Raw genomic sequence first — 5,250 nt, forward strand, 5'->3', positions numbered from 1 at the left:
GGGGCAAGAAACTCCGGATGAAGCTCAATTTACCGCCACTTCACGAATAAAAGACCGCTTAAGTTATGCTTATAATCATAAGTGGGAGCGATTTTTAAAAATGATAAATAATTTCATACATATAAAAAGCACTAAATAGTAGGCATTGTGCTACGTGTGCATAGACGTCAAATTAAGATAATACCGGTATTAATCACGTCACTCATTATCTTCATTACATTACCCCATATATTTATATAAATATCTCCTTATAAAACAATTGGAAGTATATTCCGCATGGATGATTGCCTGGCTAAATTAAAATCAATAAAAACAAATATTAGCCTAGCGCGTCGAATCTAGTAGACTAGGTAAAAGTTTATTTCCGTATAGGTATTTAACGTTATGTCTACTGAACGTGCGTCTTTAAAAACACACAATACCTTTGCGCTCCCGGTTAACGCAGCGCATCTGGTCATTGCAGATAGAATCGAATTAATGATCAAGGTTTGGCAGAAAACGCAAAAGCGTCAAGAGCCATTGTTGGTACTCGGTGAGGGAAGTAATGTCCTGTTCCTTGAGGATTTTGCCGGTACGGTTATGATCAATCAATTCAAAGGCATCGATATCAGAGAAGAGACGGATGCCTGGTACCTTCATGTTGGCGCCGGCGAAAACTGGCATGGTTTGGTCTGCACTACGTTGGATAACGGTATCCCTGGGCTGGAAAACCTGGCTTTGATTCCGGGCCTGGTCGGTTCTGCACCTATTCAAAATATTGGTGCTTATGGTATAGAACTGAAAAGTGTATGCGATTACGTTGATTTACTGGACTTTAATACTGGTGCCATAGATCGTATCCCGACATCAGAGTGCGGATTCGGTTATCGTGACAGTATTTTCAAGCATGATTTTCAGACCGGCCATATTATTGTCGGCGTAGGCTTGCGACTGAGTAAACAGTGGAGCCCGATGCTGAATTATGGCGATCTGACGAAACTGGATCCGGAAACGGTGACACCACGTCAGATATTTGAGTCGGTATGCGCAATGCGCCGCAGTAAGTTGCCTGATCCCGCGGTTACCGGTAATGCAGGTAGTTTCTTCAAGAACCCGCTGGTCAGCGAGCAGAAGGGCGCTGAGCTGGTTGCTCTTTACCCGGGTATGCCACATTACCCGCAACAGGATGGCCAGGTGAAGCTGGCTGCCGGCTGGTTGATCGACCAGTGTGAGCTGAAGGGTTATCAAATTGGCGGTGCAGCGGTACATCGTCAACAGGCGCTTGTTCTGGTTAATCTGGGTGATGCCAGTAGCCAGGACGTAGTCGCTTTGGCTCGCCATGTACGCAATACGGTAGCGAAGAAGTTCGATGTGTGGCTGGAACCTGAAGTTCGTTTTATCGGCGCGACGGGTGAATGTAATGCTGTGGAAGTTCTCTCATGAAAGACTCCAAAGTCCCACTAAAGATAATTGCGCTATTGGCTGACGGCAGTTTCCATTCAGGAGAGCATCTTGGCGAGTATCTCGGGATGAGTCGCGCAGCGATTAATAAACATATCCAGACAATTCGTGAGTGGGGTCTGGATGTATTTACCGTGCCGGGAAAAGGGTACAGTCTGCCCGCTCCCATCCAACTGCTGGATTCTAAACGTATTCTTGGTCAACTGGCAGATAAGCGTGTAACTGTGTTATCGGTCGTAGACTCTACCAACCAATATCTTCTGGACCGCATCACTGAGTTACAATCAGGTGATGCCTGTGTCGCTGAGTATCAGCAGGCGGGGCGTGGCCGACGCGGGCGGCAATGGATATCACCGTTTGGCGCCAATCTGTATCTTTCGATGTTTTGGCGTCTGGAGCAGGGACCGGCAGCGGCAATGGGTCTGAGCCTGGTGATTGGTATAGTGATGGCAGAGGTATTGCAACGCCTTGGCGCTGAGGAGGTCAGGGTTAAATGGCCGAACGATTTATACCTCAACGATCGTAAACTGGCTGGTATCTTGGTGGAATTAACAGGGAAAACCGGTGATGCCGCGCAGTTGGTGATGGGCGCCGGTATCAATTTGGCGATGCGAGAAAGCAATGCCAATGCTATCAATCAGGGTTGGATAAACCTGCAGGAAGCGGGGATTAGCATAGATCGCAATGAGCTTGCAGCAACCTTGCTGAATGAGTTACGCCAATCTTTGCAGCAGTTTGAGATTGATGGACTGGTACCCTTCATTTCGCGATGGCGTGCTTTGGATAACTTTATTGATCGGCCTGTTAAACTGCTAATTGGCGAACAACAACTTTTTGGCATTGCGCGTGGTATTGATCAGCAAGGGGCATTATTGCTCGAGCAGAATGGTGCAATCAAGCCATTTATCGGGGGGGAAATATCTCTACGTAGCGCCGAATAATAATTATTGATAGGGGACCAACATTGTCCCCATCTGTTTTATAGCATTATTTTCTCAATCGTACATGTTCGACCGCATGATTAGCGCTTTTCGTCATTATCAGGCTGGCTCGCTCACGGGTTGGAAGGATGTTTTGCTGTAAATTCAATCCATTAATCTCGTTCCATAGTTGGGTGGCAATGTTAATGGCCTCCGGTTCTGGCAGCTTTGCGTAGTTATGGAAATAAGAGTCAGGATTAGAAAATGCACCCTGACGAAATTTCAGGAACCGATTGATATACCAGGTTTGCAGCAACTGCTCAGGAGCATCGACATATATTGAGAAATCAACGAAGTCAGAAACAAATACGTGATGTGGATCGTGAGGGTAATCCATTCCGCTCTGTAATACGTTTAATCCTTCCAGAATAAGAATATCTGGCTGCTCAATAACTTTATTGCCATCCGGAACAACGTCATAGATCAGGTGGGAATATACGGGCGCCGTCACGCGTTTGGCACCGGATTTCACCTCAGAAACGAATTTCACCAGGCTGTGCATATCGTAAGACTGCGGGAATCCTTTTTTCTTCATTAACCCCCGTTCGTTCAGCACCTTATTAGGATGCAGGAAACCGTCGGTGGTGATCAGTTCAACACTCCGATGCTCCGGCCAACTGCTAAGTAATGCCTGGAGTAAACGTGCGGTAGTGCTTTTGCCTACGGCAACGCTGCCGGCAATGCCGATGACATAGGGAATTTTCTGACCATCGGTACCGAGAAATTGTTCAAGTACGGCCTGACGACGAAGGTTGGAACTGATATAGAAGTTCAGCAGACGCGATAGCGGCAGATAAATCTGTGCTACCTCTTCCAAAGAGAGATCTTCGTTAATCCCTTTTAGTTTAACGATCTCTTCTTCTGACAGTGTCAGCGGCACCGAATCTCGCAACGCAGCCCACTGGGTACGATCGAACTGAAGGTAAGGCGTCGCTAAAGATTGATCTCTTTTTATCATAAGCCAAATTCTGCCTGTTAACGCAGGTTGGGAAAGGCGCCAGACGCCAAGTCCAGATAATAAACAAGCTGCATATTATAGACAGCTTGGTTTTTGGCGTAGACTTTTTTCGCAAAAGTTGGCGATTAGTAGGAGTTTATGTCAATTGTGCGAGGCGGCGCGCAGTTGATTGATAGGGGCTGCAAAGCGGTATCATCCAGTGATAATACCGCTTTCATGCTAGCTGGCGATTGCGCGGAAAGGTTGATTTACGGCAAACAGGCGTTTGTAATAAATCACCGTGGGATGGTAACTGCCATCTGGCGCGGCGGCATAATCCGGCAACTCACCCAGGCAGCGATAACCAAGAGAACGATACAAGGCTTCTGCAGCTGAGCCGGCCTGAGTATCCAGATACAACAAACCTCGATGCTGCTGCAGAGCGCTTTTCTCTAATGCCTTCATTAAGGCATGCCCAACACCGTTACGCTGTGCGCGGCTGTGAACCAACAGTTTTTGTATCTCAGCGCGATTGCGGCCATTCGGTTTTTGGCACAGCTCGAGTTGCACGGTGCCGATGACGCCACTGTCATCCCTGGCGATCCACAGCAGTAGCTCTCCTTTGGCCAGTGCCGGGCGCAGACTGTGGAAATAGCTCTCGGCATCCTCATGGGAAATCGACGTGTCATAGTCGACAGACGCGCCGTGAGCGACCGCATCGGTTAATAGACGGGCAAGCTCATCGCGGTAAATAGGTAACGTGGCAGCATTAATCAAAACAAGTTTCATTGGCGATTCCTCCTGTGCGGGGGGTAATGAAAAGAAGCAATAACTGCGCCAAAACGGTAAGCACGCATTGATGGCAAGGCCGATGAAATCTGAGCGCAGTTTATGCATCCGCATAGGGCTGTGTCCTCTTTGTGGTGCATTTTTGTGGTGCATTGGCTTGGCTCACAGTTTGCCAAAATTCGAACGATCGGTTGGATATGGCCAGTACGGAGAAATACCGAGTCAACACTTGTAAAAATCCAATAGATTTTTGCAGAATGATGCTTGTGATTGATGAATGTTTGCACGTCGTGCGGTGTGAATTGCCAGGTAGCATGCAAAATTGGGTGATTTGTGAGCGAAAGTGCACGGAACGCAATTTTTTTGTTGCATAGGTCGCTCGCTCTACCTAGAATGCGCTGCACTTGATGCCGGCTTAGCTCAGTTGGTAGAGCAACTGACTTGTAATCAGTAGGTCACCAGTTCGATTCCGGTAGCCGGCACCAATCAAGTCACAGTAGTTAAAATCTGGTGGGGTTCCCGAGCGGCCAAAGGGAGCAGACTGTAAATCTGCCGTCACAGACTTCGAAGGTTCGAATCCTTCCCCCACCACCAAATCTTGCCTTCGGCAGTTGACTGACCAGCGAATAACTCGCGACGGTTAATTTGCGGAAGGGGAAGGCGAAAGTCTTCAGCAAGGTTCGAGTTGTGCAGTGCAAAGCGCAGCAGGCTCGAAGGGTGAGAGTTAAGCGACGAACAATCCTTCTCCCACCTAAAAATTCTACAGAAAAGTCAGGTAGCCGAGTTCCAGGATGCGGGCATCGTATAATGGCTATTACCTCAGCCTTCCAAGCTGATGATGTGGGTTCGATTCCCACTGCCCGCTCCAAGATGTGCTGATATAGCTCAGTTGGTAGAGCGCACCCTTGGTAAGGGTGAGGTCGGCAGTTCGAATCTGCCTATCAGCACCACTTCTTATTATCTCGCCCCCTGATTTTCTTTCTGTTCTGGATTCAACAGGCAAATGCTTGGTTGATGTGGTGATACCACCGATTTATCCGTGTCTTAGAGGGACAATCGATGTCTAAAGAAAAGTTTGAACGTTCAAAACCGCACGTTAACGTC

4 protein-coding genes, 4 tRNA genes and 1 other RNA gene are annotated in these 5,250 nt (G+C 47.8%); 7 read left to right on the forward strand and 2 right to left on the reverse strand.

Going from position 1 to position 5,250, the window contains the following annotated elements:
* Window positions 1-384: 384 nt before the first annotated feature.
* Window positions 385-1,422, forward strand: coding sequence for a UDP-N-acetylmuramate dehydrogenase (gene murB / locus SPL01S_RS23990; protein ID WP_063203177.1), 1,038 nt, complete (start codon window positions 385-387; stop codon window positions 1,420-1,422).
* Entirely contained in the window at window positions 1,419-2,381 is a 963-nt protein-coding gene (birA, locus tag SPL01S_RS23995; protein ID WP_063203179.1) for a bifunctional biotin--[acetyl-CoA-carboxylase] ligase/biotin operon repressor BirA, read from the forward strand. Before murB ends, birA begins: the two co-directional genes overlap by 4 nt.
* Before the next feature lie 46 nt (window positions 2,382-2,427).
* Here birA and coaA read toward each other — a convergent pair whose 3' ends face one another.
* Together coaA and SPL01S_RS24005 are read right to left on the reverse strand one after the other, a co-directional pair.
* Window positions 2,428-3,378: a type I pantothenate kinase gene (gene coaA, locus SPL01S_RS24000; protein ID WP_004954043.1), complete on the reverse strand. Its 951-nt coding sequence runs from the start codon at window positions 3,376-3,378 to the stop codon at window positions 2,428-2,430.
* A 219-nt stretch (window positions 3,379-3,597) separates the two neighbouring features.
* Complete coding sequence (locus SPL01S_RS24005; RefSeq protein WP_062869252.1) at window positions 3,598-4,146, reverse strand: GNAT family N-acetyltransferase; 549 nt, start codon at window positions 4,144-4,146, stop codon at window positions 3,598-3,600.
* Between the two features lie 409 nt (window positions 4,147-4,555).
* Here SPL01S_RS24005 and SPL01S_RS24010 point away from each other — a divergent pair.
* From SPL01S_RS24010 to SPL01S_RS24030, 5 genes are all read left to right on the forward strand, one after another.
* A tRNA-Thr gene (locus SPL01S_RS24010) sits at window positions 4,556-4,631 on the forward strand.
* Between the two features lie 24 nt (window positions 4,632-4,655).
* Window positions 4,656-4,740: transfer RNA gene (locus SPL01S_RS24015), tRNA-Tyr, on the forward strand.
* 46 nt (window positions 4,741-4,786) lie between these two features.
* Window positions 4,787-4,902: non-coding RNA, RtT sRNA (locus tag SPL01S_RS24020), on the forward strand.
* A 37-nt stretch (window positions 4,903-4,939) separates the two neighbouring features.
* A tRNA-Gly gene (locus SPL01S_RS24025) sits at window positions 4,940-5,014 on the forward strand.
* A 6-nt stretch (window positions 5,015-5,020) separates the two neighbouring features.
* Window positions 5,021-5,096 (forward strand) — tRNA-Thr (locus SPL01S_RS24030).
* Window positions 5,097-5,250 lie beyond the last annotated feature (154 nt).

The sequence above is a fragment of the Serratia plymuthica NBRC 102599 genome (genome assembly GCF_001590925.1).
Lineage (GTDB): Bacteria > Pseudomonadota > Gammaproteobacteria > Enterobacterales > Enterobacteriaceae > Serratia > Serratia plymuthica.